The organism is Chengkuizengella marina, assembly GCF_009910845.1.
GTDB lineage: Bacteria > Bacillota > Bacilli > Paenibacillales > KCTC-33759 > Chengkuizengella > Chengkuizengella marina.
Window position 1 is genome coordinate 1 of record NZ_SIJB01000020.1, and the last position, 18,949, is coordinate 18,949.

The window sequence follows — 18,949 nt, forward strand, 5'->3', positions numbered from 1 at the left end:
ACTTTCAGACCGGCTGAACCAGTCACACGTGAGCAGTTAGCTGTTATATTAACTAGATTGAAAGGTGGAAATTAAAATGGAATTTCAAGTTTATGATTTTGCAATCGTTCCTATCATTGTTGCTTTAGTTCAGTTAGCAAAACAAATAGGGTTAAGTGCTAAGTATCAACCAGTTTTTTCTCTCGTATTGGGGATAGCAACTGGTATTTTTTATGTGGCTCCAGGTGATCCAAAGCAAGCTATACTCGTTGGTATTGTAATGGGGTTAGCGGCTAGTGGGTTATGGAGTGGTGCAAAGAATACATTGCAGAAATGAGTAAGGATTGGTAGGATTTTCATTAGAAGCCAATAATCTCAAAAACATAGAAAGGAATGATATTTTATGAAAAAGTCTTTACTTATTTTGGTTGTATCTATGCTAACATTTTTAATCCAAGGAATGAACTATCACGGAGTTGATGAACGTGTAGTGATTACTTATTCATTAACCGAAGGAATGAACTATCATGGACTTGAGGGACGCGATCCAATTCAGTTTTAAGAGCTCGAATAAAAAAGAGGTACTTACTAACTCTTATGGTTAGTAAGTACCAAGAAAAAATATATCGTCTAAAAAAACTAAAAGAAAAAAGAAATTAAAAGATAAAAAATTAAAAAAATTAAAAAAATAAAAGAAAAAAATCAAGAAAAATAAACTCTAATATAGATAATAGATTAGCTATTGAAATTGGTCAAGTTTTAGACAAAAAATTTAACTAGCCTTCCTCTTCTGGGAATCCTCACTGATATAGGTACCAGGTACGAAGTACTGTCATAGAATCTTTTCTCGTCAGTTTAGTTCATGACATTATCTTGTCACCCTTAATTAAATGTTAACTAATATAAATTTATAGTCAAATATTCCTATTGACTAATAATGAATACAATATTACTATACTATACTGTACTCAAAATAATATATACATAAAGAGAGGATGAAAGTAATGAAGTCAAAAAAAATTGTTTCGTTTCTAGTAGCAGTTTTACTAGTGGTATCCATTGTTAGCGGGAGTGTTTATGCCGAAAAATCCCCAAACGATGAATTGAATGTTCTTTTGATCAAGGAAAGCAAAGCTCTGAAAATCAACAAAGATGTTAAAAAGAAGGTAAAAGATAATAAGAAGTATGAAGATGATTATGCAGGAGTCTATATAGATGATGATGGTATTCTTAATATTAACTTAGTAAATAATGTAGAGGAAGTAAGTAATCTTATTGACAGTAATGAAGTGAAATATAACAAAGTTAAAAACTCTTTTAAAAAGTTAGATCAAACTATGAAATTTTTAACTCCTAGAATGAATGAATTGGGTATTACTTCATTGAGTCTTGATGAGATGAAAAACAAAGTTGTTATTTACTTAAAACAACCTGATGAAAAGGCGATTAAGAAGATAAATAAATTGGTTGAAAAAGGTGCTGTTGAGATTCAAGAACAAAAGCTTGAAGTTGTAACTACAGCAGATATTATCAATGGAAGTAAGGCAGTAATTGGTGGTGGCGCACTTACGGTAGGTTTTGCTGCTAAAGATTCTTCTGGGAATGAAGGATTTGTAACCGCGGGACATTTATCTGCTTCTACTGGATCTTCTGCCAAAATTAATAATAAAACTGTAGGGACTCTACAAAGCAAAAAATTTGGTAGTAGTGTAGATGCTGCTTTTGTTAAAGCTCAATCAGGAATTTTTGTAACAGATTACACACCAACAAAAAAATTCACTAATGGCAATGTATATGAATATGCAACGACAAGTAGCAGTGATTTAGTGCAAGGTAAAACAATTTATGCTTATGGTCAAGTTTCAGGGAAGCAAACTGGAAAAATTTTAGTAGCATATCACACTGAAATATATGCCGGTAAAACTATGACTAACATTGTAAAATCAAGTTATAAAGCTATCAAAGGAGATAGTGGAGCAGCAGTTGCTACGTATTTGTATAAAGGTTCTGGATCTGCTGACTATGTTGTTATGGGCGTGCAAAGTGCAAGTGCTTTAACAAATGGAAATTGGACATCTGACTCCTATACATTGTTCACAAGAGTTGATAAAATTTTCTCTTCATTAGGTCTTAGTAACCCATAATAAATAGTGGAATAATGAATATTTAGCCGTCCGTTAATTGATAACTGACGGCTTTTTATAATTGTAGATCATTTAACTTCACTATTAGTATAGAGCGTATTATTTTATTCCTCCCTTAGCATATTTTACCTTATTATAAAAATTATTCATTATAAGTGAAACATAACATGTAGTTTTTGCGTCTACTATTATAAAGGGAGGAGAGGAGTATAATTATTCAATTATTTAATAATAGAGAAGGGAGAAATTAATCTATATGAAAAGTAAATTTTTATCGTTGATGATCTTAATTTTACTAACATTAAGTGCGTGTTCTGAAGAAATGAATAATGATAAAGGACTGATAAAAGTGGACATACAAGGGGAGTTTATTACAAAAATTGAAAATGAAAAGATTCTTGTTGTAAGTAATATACCCCAAGACTTTAGTTCTTCGGGGGGAGTTAAGGAATATTATAATGCCACTTGGCTTTATAATGTAGAAAGTAGTGACCTAAAAACACTAAAAATAGGTCAAAAAGTAGAATATACAACAAAAGGATTAACCATGACTACTTATCCGGGTAGTGTTGAACTTGATGAAATAAAAATCGTTAAAATGAAGTCACCTACTACCACAAATTTAACGGTTGAAGAAGTTATACGTGAGGCAATAAATAGAAGTCCACAAATTGAAGTATTTATTTTGAAAGATTTAACATTTGATGAGGATAGACAAAAATGGTTAGTTCAGTTTATGGATGGTCTTGAGAAAGAAAGTAAGAAGATGAATTTAGAAATAAATGATCACTAATCTTTATAGTAAAGTAAACAAATATTAATATTGTTTATAACTAATCCACCACCCCTTTGTTTTTCTTCTGAATGGTTTTTTATCTTTTTTCGTTAGAAAAAGCTATTGAGGGAGTAAATACAAAGTTTAATCTGCTCTAATTGAATAATTTTTACTTCACTTAGGGCTTTTATTTCTATTTCCATTGCTTAGTAATATCGATTGCAGAACCCCTTCTCTATAAGCTTAGACAAAGATACTGATGATACATAAAAAACCACCGACAATTAAGCCAGTGGTTCGGTCTCATCCCTAATGAGGCCATTTGCCCATAAAAAATCAGTTTTGGAAATGCATATTTAAAGGGGTTTGGAATGGTACCTCTATTATATCAAACACCTAATATTTTACAATAAGAGTATAAGATACGGTTTAAAAAGCATCACTCACAAGCCACCCCATCACCATCTCTGTCTAGTTTTGTGCTATATCCTGGATCACCTATAAGTACTGGAGCAGCTCCTGCTTCTTTAGCTTGAGTGCAGTTTGCAAAAGGTAGGATAGTAGTAGTCGTTTTCTCTTCATTGTTAGCTCTCTGAACACTGTCCAGTCTATCTCCATCAATAATAACAAATAATACCTTAGTTCCATTAGGATAATTTTCTAATTCATTTCCCACCCATGATCCAGCACCTCTATTGTCAGAAGGATCAACATAAGCTACACTAGCACCTGCACCGCCTTCGGCACACATTGCCATCGGCCACTCATCACGGTTATTATCAGAGTCATCACGATCTATGGTACATATAGCTGATTCACCGTTTGTAATTGCTGATTCAATATGTGTTGCTGTTTCGGGGTATCTATCAGCAGGAAAAACCAAAACCTCATCATATGTAATGTCAGATGTATCTACTTCACCGAATTTTTCACTGTTTGTTAATTCTTTTGGAACAGGTTCTATGTTTGTATTTTCTGAACATCCCACAACAAACATGAGAATCAGTATCAGAATAGTTATCCTCATTCTATCTCTCCATATATCATTTTGTACTTTATTTTTTCATATACAGTAGTAGAAGTAAATAGTGTAAAAGTCCAAAAAAAACTTAAATATAACAGTAAGTTAATCAAATTGTAAAAAAATAAAATATTATGGAGGAAATCCTCGTTTTTTGTAGAATATCAACTGTATAAAATTAAGCAGGAGGCATAATTATGAAAAAAGCAATTATCTTAGTTTTAGTAGTTTTATTATTAACTATACCAATCAGTAGTGTATTTGCAGGGTATGTGACTGAAAGACAAGTTAAGTATAGGGAACATCAACTAGAATATTGTTCTGCAGGTGAATGGTATAATCTATACCAAGTGTATGTAACAATATATTTAGATTATTATAATGATGATGGTGATTTAATAAATACTGAATTAGAAGATAAATACGACTACCCTCAAGAGGAAGGAACAGGAAAAAGTTGCTAAGTGTTGGAACTTAATAGAAAAAAATAGAAAAGAAACCCAATAATCTTTGGGTTTCTTTTCGTTCTCATTAAAGAAGAAGTTTCAGTTGATTTTGACAAACAAAAAACCACCAACCTAAGTCAGTGGTTCGGTCTCATCCCCATGAGACCATTTTCCCATAAACACACAAAAAATTAGTTTTGTCGAAACTATAAAAAGGAGACTACGAACAATGTGGTACGTAGTACTATTCTAGTATATCAAACACCTAATATTTTACAAGTTATTCATTTTTTAGTTTTTTTCATTCTCTAACAATTTAGTGTAAGTACCATTTTTAATTGCTCTTGTGATGGATTCATAAACAATTTTATGAAGAGCTTTAAGTGTTTCATCCGAAAACTGAACTTTATTAATATCCTGCATGACTCTCCCTCCTAACTTTCCTTCTACCAAAATGTATTAATATCTGCCTTTTTATCTTTTTCTTTCAATACTTTTATAACTTTTTGTTTTGTTTTTTCATTTGGAGAATAGTCCTTTTTGTTACATAACTTTGACATAGTATCTTTGTTGATGCCAGTTTTTTCTTCCATTGATTTTTGAGGTATCTCATTATCATCTAAATACTTTCCTAACCTTGACCTTGGGCGACCTAAACCTTTACCCCAAATCCCCATAATATCACTCCTTTTAGCAATATCATGGACAAGTAGTAAAAAAAATAAACTTAAATCGTGTCAAAAAAACATAATAATGGACAATCCAAGCCACATAGGCTTTAAACAAAGGAGGGATTGATAATGAAAAAAGAACTTAAAGTTACGATTGATTTTAAATTATATATCCATATCATTAATCAAGGATTATTGAGGCTAATAAAAATGATTAAGGGATTTTTGTAGGTTATTAAGTAATCATATATAACATAATTTTTCAGAAGTTGCTTTGATAAAGCAAAATCTATTAAATAATAGGCGTGTTTTACAATATGTTTCCCAATATTAAAAACTTTTTTCCGATGGTATAATAATTACCTAATACCATAATTTGCTTAAATATTACAAATAAAAATAAAAATTACCATTTTTTTTAGTTGAAAAGGATAGATTGAGAGGGGTTTAATCCATGATTAAAGCTGTTGAAAATCGACTATCTTTGGGGGAACTGATCAAACTTTATCGTGAAAAAGCAGATATGACGCAAGAGAAATTAGCGGAAAAGGTGAATGTTGATAAAGCAGGCTTGTGTAGAGTTGAGACTGGAAAAGTGAAACGACCAGCATGGGAAACTCTCCAGAAAATTATCTCTGTATTAAACATCCCAGAAGATGAATTACTAGAACCATATATAGAAAACGTAGACAATGTTGATATTCTATTTTCAAAATTGGATGGTTTAGTACACAAAGAAGGAGTAAATATCCACTTAATTGAAAAAGTTTCCACAAAGATACTTCAATCACCAACAGATGAAAGCCTAGAGGTGGTCAAAGAACTTTATAACAAGGCAAAGGGTATAAAATGTCGATCTGTTAGATTGACCCTATATAAGGCAATTACTGGCTACTCAAAGTCACATGGAATGATGCCTTATATTGCCAAATGTTTATTGGAAATTTATCTCATTGAACGAGATGATTTTACTAAGCTTCGTTCAACATATGAATCTGGAAAAGCGAATCTATTTTTTAATGATTTCCTTACAAGTGAAGAACGAGGCGAATTCTATTATAGGCTACAAGTTCATGCTTTCTACACAAATCAGTTTGAAGAGAGTGTGGAAATGGGCTTAAAAGCATTGAATGAAACAATTTCTGACACTAGAACGCTGGCAAATACCATTTATGTCTTATCTAACGGTTACTTTTTTTTAAGTAATTATGAAGAATCAAAAGCTTATTTAGATCGTTATAGAGAATTTGATCTTCCCGAAGTGAATGATAACGTAAAGTTAAACGAAGCAGAATTATATGGTGCAACTGGTGAACATAAGCTTGCTATTTCCATCCTAGAAGATAACCTGCCAAATTGTGGGGATTTTGCTTTGATCCATGCAGTGAATCAATTAATAGATTTATATTTTAAAACAAATAATCTACCGAAAATTCAAGAGATACTCTTCGAGTTAGAAGAGAAACTATTATCCATCCCATGTGTTACACCATTTAAAAAAGCTGAATTAGGTCGATATTTTAAACTCAAGGGAAAATATTTCATCCAAATAGATGAAATAGAAAAAGGCATAAATTATTGTTTGGAAGCAGCAAAACGTTACTCTATGATTGACTTAGTTAAAAAAGAAAAAGAATGTTTATGGATAATTTCGAATATTCATGTTACAAATAAAGAAACGGATTCTTTTAAAGGTATGGAAAAATTTAATATCTATTTAGAGAAAGAGGGTTAAAATCATGAAAAAATTATTCAAGTGTTTAAAATTTTTTGCCTTTACATTAGTCATATCACCCGAAATCACTAAAGCCGTAACTTTATTAAGTGTAGGTGACGGAGGCTGGTAGAAAAACAAAAAAACCTTTCCTTTTATGGAGAGGTTTTTTTATTTTTATTTACAAAAATTGACCAAAAAATTTAAAAACGCGAATTTTGGTCAATAGGTATTATAATGATATGTATATAACTTCAAGAAAAACCCAAAATATTATGATTTTTGTATTTATTTTGAAAATTCAGGAGGGGTGAAATCAATTACAAGATTAGGTTTTAAATTGGCTGAGAAAAAGGATGGTGATACATAGAACATCCCTGATAATTGCTCGCAACAACTACCAGGGACAAATAAAAAATAATAATTCACTCTAATTATAAACAACTTTGTTTAATAAGTCACTTTTAAAAATTTTGATCAAATTTTACATGAAAATAATAAAAATTAAAATAAATGCTTAAAGAGAGAGGGTTATATATTGGAAAAAAATAATGAATTAATAGTAGGAGAACATTTAGAAACTCCTGTCGATATTAATTTTTTTATTAGTGAAATACGTGATTGTATTTGTAAGGAAGTAATTCAAAACATAGATGCAATAAAAAATAAAGAGAACATATTGAAATAAAATCATAAAATAAATTTTTAATTGGGGACGAATTGGGGACGGATTGTATATATTTATATAAAAATTTAGGGAAATGTATATCAAATAAAAAATAAAAACCCCATAAAACCAGCTTATTAGAGGTGTAGGGGGTATGTAGATCATACCCCACATCTATTTGACAGGGTGGAGGTCACAGGTTCGAACCCTGTTCAGGTCACCATAATTAAAATGTCCAAACTCCTTGACGCACAAGGGGTTTTTGTTTTGTTTTGAAAATAATATTATGGTGTGAAGTTGTGATTTTTTCGTCTTGGACAACTTTTGGACAACTATTATATTTTTGGCAAACTTTATTATTAAAACTTCATTTAGCGTTAAAAAAAAGCATTTTCGAAATTTGAAACTCCTTCAAACTCTTGATTAAATGTTATTTTGTATTTATTAATATTTATTTCTTCTTGTTTGTCGGTTATAAAAACAAAAGTATAGGTATCCTCAATATTTATTTTTGAAGGTAGACCAATATCATCGGCAGATAGAAAGAATGAGGATGTTCTATTATTGTTACTCAAAACCGTCTTAAATTCATATAGTTCTTCATTAATAGGGTTATAATCATTATAAGGAGTTATTGAACTAATTCCAGGTATATCTTTTTCACCTAATTCCTTATTTGGATAAAGAACTAATGCAAATATCTTTTTTGTATCTGTTTCTGACGATCCTATTGATTTAAAAAATAAAGTTTCATTATCTGGGTCAAAATTGTTAGTACAACTTACTGATGACATTATTATTATGGCAAATACAAAGGTTGAAATTATTTTTCTCATTATACAACTCCTCTCAAATCGTTTTCCTAAATTATACTTTAAAAAAAATATTTGGTAAATTGTATTTAAAATAAAAAAAATCAACCAACTATGGGCCATAAACATACATTTTGAAGAGCGAAAGCGTTGGTCTAACGATCGACGCTTTTTTTGTGCGTAATTCTCCCAATCTTACTGACAAATGTTATGAATTAAGTTAATTTAACAAGACGTTTTCCTTATGCCAAACAAGGTGGGGTAGCGTCTTTTTATTTTTCCGAAAGGGGGGATTAAATGGAACAATCGATTGGAATTATAGATCGTAAATATATCGAAGACCGTGACGAACGAAAGAAGCGAATGAAATTGATTGCGGAAGCAATCGAATTATTAAACCGTCTTCGTAAGATCTAAGGGAAGTTGAAGGAACGACAATTGACACAACTTCTTGATTATTTCGAAGAATTAAAAGCATTGAAGTGAATTGACCAAAGTGAAAAGGATTCGTTGTTCTTTGAGTTGCTACTTTCAAAGCCATTCCATTATGTACGAGTTGGGAGGACGTTAATGCCAAGCGTATCTGAAAGGTCAATCGTGAAACAATTATATTATTTTTATATATATGGATATTTGTATTTGGCACTTCCATGAGTGTAGCTGGCAGGGTGATAATAGCATTTATTTTTTTCTTGAAGATTTCTAATAATAACGAAAAATAACCTAATGGTTACAGACCTACAAAGAAAAGTATTGCGAATCCCTTACAATTACTCACCTACAAGACGTAGAATGCCAACCATTCGAGAACTCGAAACCAAAACAGGAAAAGACGAAAACAGTCCGTTCAGTATTAAACGGACTTGTTAAAGGTGGATATATAGAATGTAAAGATGGAAACACTCAAAATATAAAGATTATAATGACTAGGGACTATGATTCTCCTTTTAAAAAATATCCTTTTTAATATGTATCACTTTATCCTCCTTCTATATCAATTACTAGGAACTATTATTCTTTCTAATAAGAAAGTTGACTACTAATAGTAGGCACTTGTTCTTGACTTTTATTTCGATCACTTTGTAATGAGTTAAATACATATTTAATAGTACTTATACTATTGTCATCTGTTTTCTTTGTTTGAAAAGCACTTACCATAAAACTTCCTGACACGGGTCTGTTTTGATGTTCTACATCCCAAATTACACCATTATTAATTGATGCAGGCGCAGTGGTATTACTATCACTATTTTCATAATGAATGAAAGCAACTTCGTTTTCTATTGCTAAATTAGAACTAAACTGAATAGAAAAAGTGTCTATGGGTGTAGCAGAATATTTATCTAGTGGATATGTATCCCATTCATATGAGCCTATAAACACTTTCCATGTCTTATTCTCGTTATTCATATAATCTCCAGTAAAATGGAATAAAGTAAGATCGTACGATTTGATATCTTTATCTGATTGATCTATTGGAACAGGGATTAATTTCTCATTTTTTTCTATAAATTTCATTTTGGTTGTCTTTATTTGATTAATAACTGTGTTTTCACTGTATATATTCCAATCACTTAGTAACGCTTTATTTGTATCAGGAAATAATTCTTCAAGATCTTTTGGAATAGAATCATATTCCTCAATTTCATATAAGCTTCCTTGTAAGTTTAGGTCATCATTGTTACAACTTGCTAAAATGATAATCATAGTGACTAATAATAAGTATTTTATAATCCGCATTTATGCGCTCCTTTATCCAAATATATATAATTATATTACAATCTTTATTAACTCATTTAAAGTATTTGGCTATGTTGTTCATATAAAGTTATATTATTGTTTCATGAATAAGATAAACCAATTATCTTCACCTAAAGAAAAAACGCCTTATGAAAGGCGCTTTTAACTGTTCTAATAATTAAATATATCCTTTGCTGAAACATTTTGGACTATGGTATTGGTCTGCCATCCTATAGATCCGCCACCACCAGTTGCAGAAATATTTAATCCCAACGAAGTTACTACTTTCTCTTCATAAGTGTGAAGATAATGAACAACTGAATTTGCTACTTCTCCTTTTTCCCTTGAAGCTACAGCAATAATTGTTCCCCCACCATCTTCAGCATACCAATTGTTTTTTGGCCATGTTTTGTTTATAGCTTCATTAAATTCCCATGCAATTCCTGCATTTGGTGTAATTGTAGCTGGAGAAATATTGCTTACATGTTCCTCATCATAATTAATAAAAAAGTCATATTCATCTATTGCTAGATTCCCACCCCATGTTACAGCCCAAGCATCAACGCTCAAACCAGCATCTAATGGAGGTCTATCATCCCAATAAAAAGCATGTCCGAATATCTTCATTACAGGGTATTCTGTACCAGGCCATCCGCCAGCTGTAGAATATATTGTTAAACCATATTTTTGTGAGCAGTTTTCTCTACAAGATGCTACTTGAACACTAGATTTTTTTGAACTCTGCTGATTATCATTCAATTCTTTATTTAATTTCTCATTCATTTCATTAGTTAAAGGAACAAGTTGATTTTCCTCATTAAGTACAAAATACACTTTAGTTTTTGTTACGCTTTCCCAATTGGCTTTATCATATTTTTCTTTGAAGTATTTTTTAAGTCTTTTTTTATCTTCTGGAAGAACTTTTTCTAGTTTTAGATTCTTACCTTCAATTTTCTTTTCTTCTTTATATATATCTTTTTCTTTAAATTTATTACTACTATTATCATTAATGGCAAAAGCATTGCTAGAAGTAATAGCTACTAACATAACAATTAATATAAATATAAATGTTTTTTTCAATTTATATATGCCTCCAAAAATTGGTTTAATCGGCCGATAAAGATATTATATTCTAGTAATTTCTATATTACAACAATATTTTACTTATTTTGAAAATAAGACATATTTATATTAAATTTATTTATCCTTATATATCAACTATGACATGATCTGCATTAATTAATTGGGCTGGATAGACGTTGTTATTCCAAATATTTTGCTCTGTCCAATATAGAACATCTGACCATATACCTCTTGAAAAGTCTCCTGACCATATCGTGATTGCTTCTACAGCTTTAATTAGAGTCAGGGAAATAAAAACGTTGATCTCCTATACTCCATCCAGTCATAACTCTATCATTACTATCATTATTTCGTATTGGTCGTATCATGAAAAAAAAACGGTTTGGTATCCAATTATACCGTTGCAGGGTTCAAACCTCAAAAAAGCGAAATGTAACGAACAACAAGTAGCTAACGAACTCAATCGTCAATTAGATCAAGAACAGAATATGCTGTCGTTGTTAGTGATTTAACCTACGTGAGGGTGGAGAATAAATGGCAGTACGTATGCTTATTTATTGATCTTTATAATCGAGAAATGATAGGATACAGTGCACGTCCTAACAAAGACTCACTACTTGTATGGCAAGCGATGTCAAGTGTGAAAACGCGTTTAGATAAGATCACACTATTCCATACAAACCGTGGAAATGAATTTAAAAATAAGCTGATAGATGAGATGAATTAAACGGTCATTAAGTTCAAAAAGCTGTCCGTTTGATAATGCAGTTGCTGAGGCAACTTACAAAAATATTCAAAACAGAGTTTGTCAGGAATAGAAATTTTGAAAGTTTAGAAGATTTAAAGATTCAATTAGCGGATTACGTCCAAATCACATTCGAATCTATGGAATATTGGGTTATATGAGCCCTGTAAAATATAAACTAGCTGACCTTAAAAAAGTTGTCTAGTTTAGTGTTGACAGTCCACTACTAATAGCAATTAAATCGTTTTCTTATTTACCTTCTAAATTAACTTTGATTGTATCCCCATCGACCACATCATTTATTGTTACACCTATAAGGTGTTTTCCTCTTGATGATTCGTGGTATTGACTTCTTCTTTTGTAGAATTTACTGTTATGGTTTCAGTACAGCCTACCAATAGTAGCTTAAGTATAAAAATATAAATTATCCCATATAATTCCCATCCCATTTTGTTAGTAGGTTTAGATCTTTTCACAATTTATAACTAATGTAAATAGTGTAAAAGTTATAAAATTAATCACCAACAATTATGCAGTGACCTCATAAAGTCAGTGTCTGTATCCTCAGAATATAAAAATAAAATTATATCTACTAGGGATTTTGATTCTCCTTTTAAAAAATATCCCAAAGGATAGATAGAAATTTGATATTAATGATAGAACATATTAACATTGATCAAATTTTATGTTAATATGTTCTTCTGTACAAAAGAGAAGTTTTTAAAGGAGTCATCTTAATTTTATGAAAAAAAAAGAAATTGAAAGCAATAAAAAGTATAGGCAGTTCATGATTTATATACTTTTTACTTTTACTTCAATGATATATTTAATCTCTGACTTATTTATTGAAAAAATGTGGATTAAAATACTTATTGCTGGAACTATCGGAACCCTTCTTTCCTATATATTAGATAGATCTGAAGTTGTTGAAAAATTCAAACACTTTTGTAATATATTCAAACTTGAGTTAAAGTATTTGTACGTGATCTATACAGTGATTTTTATAGGATCTGGTTATTTCTTGTTGTCAAATTAGCTCTTTAAGGATTAATTATATCAGCTTTTGAAACTAATAAATAAATTTGTTAATTATACAGGCTTGATGTTTCAAAATTTAAATTCTCAACTTCATTATAAAAAGTATCAAATTCAATTTCTTTACGAATAAATCAGACTTTAGCTCAGAAAATGCTATTTGAGCATAAAATACATATTTTATGCTGGATATAAATCTAATCCATTTTGGTAATATCTTCTAATTGCTTGTTCATATTTAATTTTTAATTGATTATCCTTAAATTTATTTTTCCAAACAAAATTCCTAGAGTAATAACATTAATTAAAAGTGGACAGGTTACACTTAACTAGACAGAAAAATTGAGGTCAAGTAGACTAAAACTAATATATTTAGAGGAGAGAAATCTACAATGACCAAACGAGAAAGAAGAACATTCACGACCGAATTCAAACAACAAATGGTAAAGTTTTATGAAAGTGGTAAATCAAGAAAAGATATTATTTTCATCAAAAAGAAAAGTAGATAGTTTATTAACATTTTATTATAACAATGGAGGTATAATGCATCTGAAACATATAAATCCTATGCGCATAATTGTTACTCTTTATATAACAATACTCTTAATATTTGATTATTTTCCAGTTATTTCACTTGAAATCACAAAAATATTTACATGGATATTCATTGCTATTATTATCGTTAGTATTATATTTGGACGAAAGAAGGTAAAAGATAATATAAATGAAGTAATAATACAAATCTTTATAAATATTTATGTTATTTTCTTAATGGGGTTATTAACTATTTTAGGTGGTAAATCAACTCTAGGGATTTCATTTGATAATGGTTTCTTCTGGATTATTTTTTTATTGTCTTTTTTTGATATTTTTTCTCAGTGGAAAAAGATTAAAAAAGTGAAAAAGCACTAATTCTAATTATTTATATGTATTATTTTCACATAAAAAAGTGACCGTTTTTTGACCATAAAATATATTAAATCCATATCATTATTATAATAAAGTGATAAAAGGAAGGGCGAATGTAGCGCTCTTTTTTTGTGGGTATAATCATCCAAGATTGACTAGGGGAGGGAGCTAGGATGAAAAACATTGATATTTTTTTAAGTTATGAATGAGAATAATTTATTAGAGGATAATCCTTATTTATGTTGAGATTCAAGAATATCTTTCATGAAAAGAATTAAGTTTCATAGGTAGATGCCCACTCGCTTAGTCTAATATCTACATATGGTGTATAAGGGATTTAATTTAACCCATTCTCATAATTACAAGGAGTGATGAAGGATTGCCATCAATTTTAGGAATAGCTAAAATAATTAATGTTTCTGGTGGTGCGAAGTTACGTGCAGGAGATACAGTGCAGATCACACCTGTAGAATATACAAAAGCATATGCTGGTAGTGGTTGTTTTAATAGAGGCGATTTGCCAAGAACGAATAATTTTGTGAGCACAACAAACACCATTGATGCTGATGTGAAAGATGACACTCAGGATAATTTCGGAATCGAAGATAATGTGTTTCCTTTTTTATTTATTTAAAATGGTATTAGAGTAGTTGAATAATGGCAAAAAAGAAAAAATAAATTTTTATGTTAAATTAATTTAAGCACTCAAAGTAGTGCTTTTTATTATGCAAGAAAATGTGTTTGACTATTATGTGGGTATGGGAGTTACTATTATTATATTACAAGTTGAGATGATTACATTATCACCAACCAATACGACCCCATTCCCAACATTTGTAATAATTCCAGAAATAGAACCATTTAAAAAAATAATTTCAACTTCTTCTTTTCCTTTTAGGGAATTCAGCAGATTTGTTATTGGGTCTTCAATGCATTTACATTCCCCCACACTGTTTTTTAGTGGTTTTAATCTAATACCATTAGGGTTTAATTCAGGATCGAATTCAAAAGCGATAATTTGACTAATTGCTAAATTACGATTAGAAGAAACTCCATCAGTGTAATTTACAATGAAGTTATTAACATTATCCAAGATTGCATCAAAATTCCCTGCAGTAGTTCTTAAACCTACTAGTTGCCCTTCCAACTGTTCTAAAACACACTGCATAGGGCAAACGCAACAATCACATATAGATTCATCAAAAACACCCATAATTAACATATCCCTTCAATTTTTTATATTGTATGAGTTGAAATTATGTTTTGACTAGACGTTTGTACTGTTTATATTAAATTGTGATGTTTTCACTCGTATTTTGGATAACAACTGGTTTTTTTTGTCTTTCCTGACAAGAAAATTTATAAACGATTGATTGCAAATAGTTTTGACATTTGTAAGATTCTTTAGTATGTGTTTAAGCCCTATTCGTATGATTAAGTTATCTGTCGTATTCTTGTAAGTTGACAAGTTGAAATGGCTGTATTGTCTAAAATCAAACCAGTATTATCACTTACGACATTCTCTAAAATAACAATACCTTCTCCTATCTTTAGGATATTTCCTGATAAAGGAGGCAGAGATCCTAATGCTGATTCACATGCATATTCAATTTGAACTGATGTACCTACTCCTAATGAAATTAATTGATTTGTAGATGGATCTTCACAACAGTTGCATTCTCCTTTAACATCTTGTTGGACTGGTTTTAAATTAGTGCTAGCTCCTAGTACACTACTAGAAACAGATGTAACATTACATAAAGCATAAAAACCTGCAGAGGTTTCTGCAATGAAATTATCCACTGAATTGATGGTAAGGTTAAATTCTGCACTTACAGGAGTACATATGAGTACATCTGTTTGATTAACTAATTGTTTCATTACAGATTGCAACGGACAAATACAACAATCACAAATTGTTCTATTAAAAACACCCATAAAATCACGCCTTTTAGTTTTTTATTAGCGTATTCATAATTGTGTGGATTTGACTGGATGTGTGTACCCTAGATTCAAATATCCGCTAATGCTAGGTCAATATGTAGTCCATTCAAAGCGTAGAAAGCCAACAATACAAGAACTTAAAACAATTTGATTGTTAAACACTTGTTAGAGGTGGATACCTCATACTGATTTCAACAGCTTTCAAGAGTCATTATTTCCTTATATCTATTTATGTAATTATTTTACATAAGAACCAATTTTTTATTTAATGAATATAATGGGGGTAGAAAAGAGAGGGGATGTCATATTATGTCCAATAATAACAGCAGTGAGCAGGACCCAATGTTATCACCACCTTGGGTTATACAGTCTCAAAAAATTATAAATACAATTGGTGACGATGATCTTGTTCATATTGAACCGCTTAAACAAGTTTCAGGAGATTATGTTCTCAAAGTAATTGTGCACGATGAGGCGAAAGCGCAGGCCTTAAATACGTTAATTGTTAAAGAATATATTTATGGAAACGTTCGTTTACTTGTTGAAATAGAAGAAGGGTTGGGGAGAGGTTTAAAAGCTCCGTCCCCTTTTATACAAACACCTGAAAAAATTGCTGAATTAGTTGTACTTGCATTAGAAACAAATCAATTATATAAAAGAGTTATAGTGGCTAAAAGATTTGATAGTTTTATAGTCTTCCCAATTATTTCTGCAGAAGTGATACAATTTTTTGATGATGATATTTCCGATTTTTATCAAAACTTTAACGGAGTAGCTTCTAATGTTTTTCAAGATGTTATGCTAGACACTATTGATCAAACTTCTGTTAATTATTCAACAGAAAAAATTTAACTTAATTGCACTATCAACTTTATTAGATAGATTAAAACTTCATTAAGGAAAGTGCTATAGATTATGATGAGAAAGCTAGGTTTTTGAAAGTTACAAAAATACGGATCAAAAAATTTAAAAAAGCAAAATCTAAAAAAATATAAGTAGCTTATTCCTTTGAAAATCAAAAGGAAATAAGAATATTGGACACTATGATTAGTGTCTTTTCTTTTACGCACTTTTTTAAATCATTTGTCCAATGAAGTATTACTTTTTCTTGTTTTTTTTGCACGAATGTCTAGAGACACCAGTCCAAGCAAATTTTATAGATTGTTCATAAAATAGGATGAACAATAAATAAAAAAGAACTTAGAAAATTACTTATTGAGTGAAATGAAGGGAAGATTAATTAGTTATAATGGAGGAATTTAATTGATAAAATCTAATATGGCAAAGCAAACATTAGAAGAAATGTTGAAAAAAGCAAATGTTAGATTTAATAAACCTGATTGCTTAGAGATATGGGGAGTTTTTAAAAAATTTTCAAATATCAAAGTAAAATGCTCTGATGATGCTATGTTATTTCAATGTGAATCATATAATTTCAGAGGTGAAGAGTTTTTTACTCTAGGATATGTAAGACAATTCATATTTGAAATAGATGGTGAGTATGATTATATGGAGCAATTAGAAATAACAATTTTCTTTAAGTCTAATCAGGAGTTAAAAGGCTTTGAAACAAGTGTATGGACATATGACTGTAACTCTAAAAATGAGTTCTTTAACTTAGTTGAAAATATGAAGGAATTTAAAATTCCAATCGAAAAATATACTCCGATACAATTCATAATTGAACAAGAAGAAGTTTAGAATTTAAAGCAGTCATACTAAGTTAAAATAAAAAGAAGAAATTTCCTAAATATTTGTGTCAAATTTGTTTTAGGTGAGTATACTGAAAGTGAGCAGTCACAAATGAATAAGTCAAGGAATCCCCAGAAAAGCTTCTTCCTTAATGGAGAAGCTTTTCTGTTGTTCAAAGCTCACAAATGAAATCAGATTCTGATTCCTTCTCTAACCTTTGTATTGCTGACAAATTCTATATCATTAACAGATCTAACTTTTGGTGTAATCATGAAATCTAGTTTAAAAAGAGAGTTTTAATATAGAGTTTTATATTGATTTTAAAGTTACCGATAGAATGATTTATCTTGCAACTTCTAGCATTGACTAAAAAATAAACCCATTATATGATAGTTTGATATAAGAGTTCTTTACCGTTTTAAATCTTTTAAACATGAATTCAATATGGGGGGAAAGAAATGAAGAAAATTAGTGTAGTTTTAATCGCAGTGTTAATGGTTTTTGCGTTAGCAGCATGTGGAAGCAATCCTAGTGATGATCAGCCAGAAACGAATGATACGAATGGAGAAGCAACAAATGATTCTTCAAGTGATTCAGACGGAACTACTAGTAATGAAGAACAGAAAGTAGTGAAGGTTGGAATTGCACAATTGATAGAACATCCATCCTTGGATTTAACAAGAGAAGGTTTTATCCAAGCCTTGGAAGATGCAGGGTATGAAGATGGTACAAATTTAGAGTTGGATTACCAAAATGCACAAGGCGAGATGCCAAATAATACAACCATTGCTCAAAAATTTGAAGCTTCAGACAATGATCTTATTCTAGCTATTACAACACCAACCGCTCAAGTAATGAAACAAGAAGTTAAGAACATTCCAGTATTATTTACGGCTGTAACGGACCCTCTCGGAGCAGGTTTAGTAAACGAATCCAATGATCCTGTAGGAAATGTGACGGGCATGTCAGATACACATCCATCAGGATTAGAAGAGTTAATGAACTTTGTTGCAAAGGAGTTCTCGGATGTGAAAAGTTTAGGTGTAGTGTACAATGCAGGGGAACAAAATTCTTCTGTTTCAGTTGAACGTGCAAAAACAAAAGCTGAAGAATTAGGAATTGCCATGGTGGAAGCAAATATAACGAATACAAGTGAGCTAAAACAAGCAACAGAATCTTTATTAGGAAAAGTTGATGCATTGTTCATTCCGAAGGACAACATGGTAGTATCAGGACTTCCGGCACTTTTACAAGTTGCCAATGAAAATGATCTTCCTGTATTTGCTAGTGAGAAAGATACAGTGGCTAGTGGAGCTTTCGTTTCCTTTAGTGTTGATTATTTTACGATTGGTTACGAAACAGGTCAAATGGCATTAGAGATTATTGATGGTGAAAAATCACCTGAAGAATTAGCTATTCGTTACCCTGATAAGCTTGATCTTGTTATCAACCTTAAAGCAGCTGAAGAGCAGGGTATTACTGTAAGTGAAGAGTTATTGAAGCAAGTGAAAGAAGAAAATATTATTAAAGAATAATTTGTTTCTAGATAGTGGGGGAGGTATCTTCCACTAT

Annotated in this window: 20 protein-coding genes and 2 pseudogenes; 13 read left to right on the forward strand and 9 right to left on the reverse strand. The window is 30.5% G+C overall.

Features of this window, described 5'->3' with window-relative positions; translation table 11 throughout:
* Positions 1 to 76 precede the first annotated feature (76 nt).
* The 4 genes from ERL59_RS08540 to ERL59_RS08555 all read left to right on the forward strand — a co-directional run bounded on the left by ERL59_RS08540 (position 77) and on the right by ERL59_RS08555 (position 2,916).
* Positions 77 to 316, forward strand: coding sequence for a hypothetical protein (locus ERL59_RS08540; RefSeq protein WP_160645789.1), 240 nt, complete (start codon positions 77 to 79; stop codon positions 314 to 316).
* 66 nt (positions 317 to 382) lie between these two features.
* Positions 383 to 541 (forward strand): hypothetical protein, encoded by a 159-nt coding sequence (locus ERL59_RS08545; protein WP_160645790.1) that lies wholly within the window; start codon positions 383 to 385, stop codon positions 539 to 541.
* Between the two features lie 442 nt (positions 542 to 983).
* Positions 984 to 2,123, forward strand: coding sequence for a S1 family peptidase (locus ERL59_RS08550; protein ID WP_160645791.1), 1,140 nt, complete (start codon positions 984 to 986; stop codon positions 2,121 to 2,123).
* Between the two features lie 256 nt (positions 2,124 to 2,379).
* A complete protein-coding gene (locus ERL59_RS08555) occupies positions 2,380 to 2,916 on the forward strand; it encodes a DUF3221 domain-containing protein (protein ID WP_160645792.1) in 537 nt (178 codons plus the stop codon).
* Positions 2,917 to 3,337: 421 nt separating this feature from the next.
* On the opposite strand, the gene ERL59_RS21045 is transcribed toward ERL59_RS08555, so the two are convergent.
* Complete coding sequence (locus tag ERL59_RS21045; protein WP_328699923.1) at positions 3,338 to 3,523, reverse strand: excalibur calcium-binding domain-containing protein; 186 nt, start codon at positions 3,521 to 3,523, stop codon at positions 3,338 to 3,340.
* Positions 3,521 to 3,925 (reverse strand): annotated as a pseudogene (locus tag ERL59_RS21050) (NucA/NucB deoxyribonuclease domain-containing protein); the annotation flags it as partial. The gene ERL59_RS21045 and the pseudogene ERL59_RS21050, both read right to left, overlap by 3 nt.
* A 191-nt stretch (positions 3,926 to 4,116) precedes the next feature.
* Between ERL59_RS21050 and ERL59_RS08565 the strand changes: the two are divergent.
* The gene (locus ERL59_RS08565) at positions 4,117 to 4,383 is read left to right on the forward strand and encodes a hypothetical protein (RefSeq protein ID WP_160645793.1); all 267 of its coding nucleotides are present in this window, start codon (positions 4,117 to 4,119) and stop codon (positions 4,381 to 4,383) included.
* Positions 4,384 to 4,656: 273 nt separating this feature from the next.
* Here the strand turns inward: ERL59_RS08565 and ERL59_RS21290 are convergent, their stop codons facing one another.
* Entirely contained in the window at positions 4,657 to 4,788 is a 132-nt protein-coding gene (locus ERL59_RS21290; protein ID WP_268894505.1) for a hypothetical protein, read from the reverse strand.
* Between the two features lie 23 nt (positions 4,789 to 4,811).
* A complete protein-coding gene (locus tag ERL59_RS08570; RefSeq protein WP_160645794.1) occupies positions 4,812 to 5,042 on the reverse strand; it encodes a helix-turn-helix domain-containing protein in 231 nt (76 codons plus the stop codon).
* 448 nt (positions 5,043 to 5,490) lie between these two features.
* Between ERL59_RS08570 and ERL59_RS08575 the strand changes: the two genes are divergently transcribed.
* Both ERL59_RS08575 and ERL59_RS08580 read left to right on the forward strand, forming a co-directional pair.
* On the forward strand, positions 5,491 to 6,771 hold the full coding sequence (locus ERL59_RS08575) for a helix-turn-helix domain-containing protein (RefSeq protein ID WP_160645795.1): 1,281 nt from the start codon (positions 5,491 to 5,493) through the stop codon (positions 6,769 to 6,771).
* A gap of 517 nt (positions 6,772 to 7,288) precedes the next feature.
* On the forward strand, positions 7,289 to 7,438 hold the full coding sequence (locus tag ERL59_RS08580; protein ID WP_160645796.1) for a hypothetical protein: 150 nt from the start codon (positions 7,289 to 7,291) through the stop codon (positions 7,436 to 7,438).
* A 356-nt stretch (positions 7,439 to 7,794) separates the two neighbouring features.
* Here ERL59_RS08580 and ERL59_RS08585 read toward each other — a convergent pair whose 3' ends face one another.
* The 3 genes from ERL59_RS08585 to ERL59_RS08595 form a co-directional block, all read right to left on the reverse strand.
* Entirely contained in the window at positions 7,795 to 8,253 is a 459-nt protein-coding gene (locus ERL59_RS08585; RefSeq protein WP_160645797.1) for a hypothetical protein, read from the reverse strand.
* 996 nt (positions 8,254 to 9,249) lie between these two features.
* Entirely contained in the window at positions 9,250 to 9,969 is a 720-nt protein-coding gene (locus ERL59_RS08590) for a hypothetical protein (protein WP_160645798.1), read from the reverse strand.
* Positions 9,970 to 10,140: 171 nt separating this feature from the next.
* A complete protein-coding gene (locus ERL59_RS08595; protein WP_160645799.1) occupies positions 10,141 to 11,049 on the reverse strand; it encodes a hypothetical protein in 909 nt (302 codons plus the stop codon).
* Positions 11,050 to 11,403: 354 nt separating this feature from the next.
* Here ERL59_RS08595 and ERL59_RS21055 point away from each other — a divergent pair.
* The 3 genes and pseudogenes from ERL59_RS21055 to ERL59_RS08620 all read left to right on the forward strand — a co-directional run.
* A pseudogene (locus ERL59_RS21055) lies at positions 11,404 to 12,002 on the forward strand (IS3 family transposase); the annotation flags it as partial.
* A 1,373-nt stretch (positions 12,003 to 13,375) separates the two neighbouring features.
* Positions 13,376 to 13,744, forward strand: a complete 369-nt coding sequence (locus ERL59_RS08615; protein ID WP_235929841.1) for a hypothetical protein — start codon at positions 13,376 to 13,378, stop codon at positions 13,742 to 13,744.
* 376 nt (positions 13,745 to 14,120) lie between these two features.
* Positions 14,121 to 14,375, forward strand: coding sequence for a spore germination protein (locus tag ERL59_RS08620; RefSeq protein WP_160645803.1), 255 nt, complete (start codon positions 14,121 to 14,123; stop codon positions 14,373 to 14,375).
* A gap of 114 nt (positions 14,376 to 14,489) precedes the next feature.
* Here the strand turns inward: ERL59_RS08620 and ERL59_RS08625 are convergent, their stop codons facing one another.
* Positions 14,490 to 14,954, reverse strand: a complete 465-nt coding sequence (locus ERL59_RS08625) for a hypothetical protein (protein ID WP_160645804.1) — start codon at positions 14,952 to 14,954, stop codon at positions 14,490 to 14,492.
* Positions 14,955 to 15,175: 221 nt separating this feature from the next.
* Positions 15,176 to 15,679, reverse strand: coding sequence for a hypothetical protein (locus ERL59_RS08630; RefSeq protein ID WP_160645805.1), 504 nt, complete (start codon positions 15,677 to 15,679; stop codon positions 15,176 to 15,178).
* Between the two features lie 315 nt (positions 15,680 to 15,994).
* Between ERL59_RS08630 and ERL59_RS08635 the strand changes: the two genes are divergently transcribed.
* The 3 genes from ERL59_RS08635 (at position 15,995) to ERL59_RS08645 (ending at position 18,912) form a co-directional block, all read left to right on the forward strand.
* A complete protein-coding gene (locus ERL59_RS08635; protein WP_160645806.1) occupies positions 15,995 to 16,537 on the forward strand; it encodes a hypothetical protein in 543 nt (180 codons plus the stop codon).
* Positions 16,538 to 16,948: 411 nt separating this feature from the next.
* Positions 16,949 to 17,386 (forward strand): hypothetical protein, encoded by a 438-nt coding sequence (locus ERL59_RS08640; RefSeq protein WP_160645807.1) that lies wholly within the window; start codon positions 16,949 to 16,951, stop codon positions 17,384 to 17,386.
* Between the two features lie 449 nt (positions 17,387 to 17,835).
* Positions 17,836 to 18,912: an ABC transporter substrate-binding protein gene (locus ERL59_RS08645; protein WP_160645808.1), complete on the forward strand. Its 1,077-nt coding sequence runs from the start codon at positions 17,836 to 17,838 to the stop codon at positions 18,910 to 18,912.
* The last annotated feature ends 37 nt before the right edge of the window (positions 18,913 to 18,949 follow it).